The organism is Peptoniphilus sp. (assembly GCF_022767005.1).
Classification (GTDB): domain Bacteria; phylum Bacillota; class Clostridia; order Tissierellales; family Peptoniphilaceae; genus Peptoniphilus_A.
Map to the genome: position 1 here is coordinate 1 of NZ_JALEOV010000047.1, position 2,070 is coordinate 2,070.

The 2,070-nt window shown below is 27.1% G+C and carries 1 protein-coding gene and 1 pseudogene; both read right to left on the minus strand.

Going from position 1 to position 2,070, the window contains the following annotated elements; genetic code table 11:
- Positions 1–887 (minus strand): S-layer homology domain-containing protein (locus MR285_RS03815; RefSeq protein WP_293558193.1); only part of this gene is annotated, 887 nt, incomplete at its 3' end.
- A gap of 78 nt (positions 888–965) precedes the next feature.
- A pseudogene (locus MR285_RS03820) lies at positions 966–2,070 on the minus strand (S-layer homology domain-containing protein); the annotation flags it as partial.

Here is a 2,070-nt window from a genome sequence, read left to right on the forward strand (position 1 = left end):
TCAATTACTTCAGCAACTTTTCCCTTAAAATTGACAATTATACCTGCCTCTGCAGGTTTTAATTCATCTGAATTTTCTTTTTCAGTAAAAGTCCCTAAAATTGAATTATTATTTTCAGTCTTATTTACTTCATTATTTATAATCTTTTCAGGAATATTATCATTATTTTTTGTTAGGAGATCTTCGCCATCTATATAGTTACTTTGATTATTAATTTTATCTTTATTAGCTCCAACATAAGTTAAGCCCTTTGAAGTAATGACTGCAATTTCACTTCTCCTTATTGCAAAATTCCCATTGAATTTTCCATCAGAACCTGAGCTAGTAAAAATATTTGATTTAACAAGATTTGGCAAATATTCAAGAGTTTCAGAATTAATTTTGTCAATGTCCCTAAACTTTAAATTTGAGAAATCATTATTTTTTTCAATTCTAAATGCCCTTGCAAAATAAACCGCAATTGTATTTCTATTTGGATAAACTTTATTTTCCAAAAATCCTCTTTCACGAGCAGCTTCAATTGTCTTTTTAGACACCGTACCATGATATAAATTATAACAAAGAGCATCCTTTGCCCAATCAATGATACCCATAGAATTTACAAATTCCAAATTAGCCTCTCTCGCTAATTTCATTTCATCTTCATTTGGATTTAATACAGTTTTTAAAATTTGCATTATTTCCAAAAAACTAACGGGATTATTTGGTTTAAAGCTTCCGTCATCATAGCCCTTTAAAATATTTTTATTTGATAAATCATCTACATATTTATATGCCCAAGCAGAATTTCCATTTTTACTAACATCTGTAAAAGTTTTTGCAAAAAGACTTGTCGGTGCAAATAAAAGTAATAAAGCTAAATTTATTATTATAATTTTTTTCTTCATTTAATCACTCCAAAATAAATTATAACATAATTTTATGTAAAAAAAATAGAAACCACATGGGTTTCTATTTGAAAAGCATTAGTAATAAATTTTGCCAAGTTCTGGATATCTATCATTATATCTATTATCGTAATATCGATTACTTCTTAGGAAAAATCTATAATCTTCAAAATCGCGTTTTCTTGTAGTTCTATTCGCAGTATTTAAATATTCTCTAGGATTTCCAAGAAATTTATTATTTGAATCTGAAATTATTTCTCCATAATAATTTAAATAACCATCAAAAGATAATACGTCGTATAGTTCTAAATTTTGGTTAGTTTGGAAATAAAGTGTCTTTCCAGGCTTTAAATTATCATTGTCTGATTGAATAACTCGAAGTCCTACTTTATAAACGTTAAAACTACTATTATCTCTTACATTGCTAACTACTTGGAACATTCCACTAAACTGAAGTCTTGAGTCTATAATAGTAATGGTATCAACGTCACCATAATTATTTAATGTTAAAATTACATTCTTTCCTCTAAGATAATCTTCAGTTACTTGTGGTGGTCTAACTCCTTCATATTCTTTTATTTCAAATCTATCGGCTAAATAATACTTCTTAGTGGAACCGTATTTATCTTTAATGCTTATATAACGATTATATCTTCTGTTTGTAGAAGAATATTCATCTACACTATAACCAACAACTTCTCCTGAGATATCTCCATCCCTATAATTTGAAGAAAGTCCCATTACAACTTTATAATTTACATAAAGATCTACATTGTCATTTAGCGTTATTTTGTCTAGATCTTTAGTTTCATTAGTAATATATAGTTCATAATCTTTATTATCTTTTAGTCTAATTTTTAGAGAAGATTTATCCTTGTTTGAAGTATCAAGAGATGTAATTTTTCCACTTACTTGTGCTTCCTTAGGATAAACTGTCATTTCAGTTATTTTGTTGTCGTTATTTGTTTTAAATTCAACTAAATCGTCAACTTTAATGTCATCAAGTTTTAAATCTCTTCCATAAGCTTTGATTTTTACATTTGAATCAAGAGTAAAAGTCTTTGTATCTGAAGTTGAAATTTTTGAAGTTGTTCTAAAGTTTAAAGTATCTGAATTATCTCTATATCTTAAAGTAATTTCATTTGTTCCCTTAGAATTTACATATCCAACCATGTCAATCTTT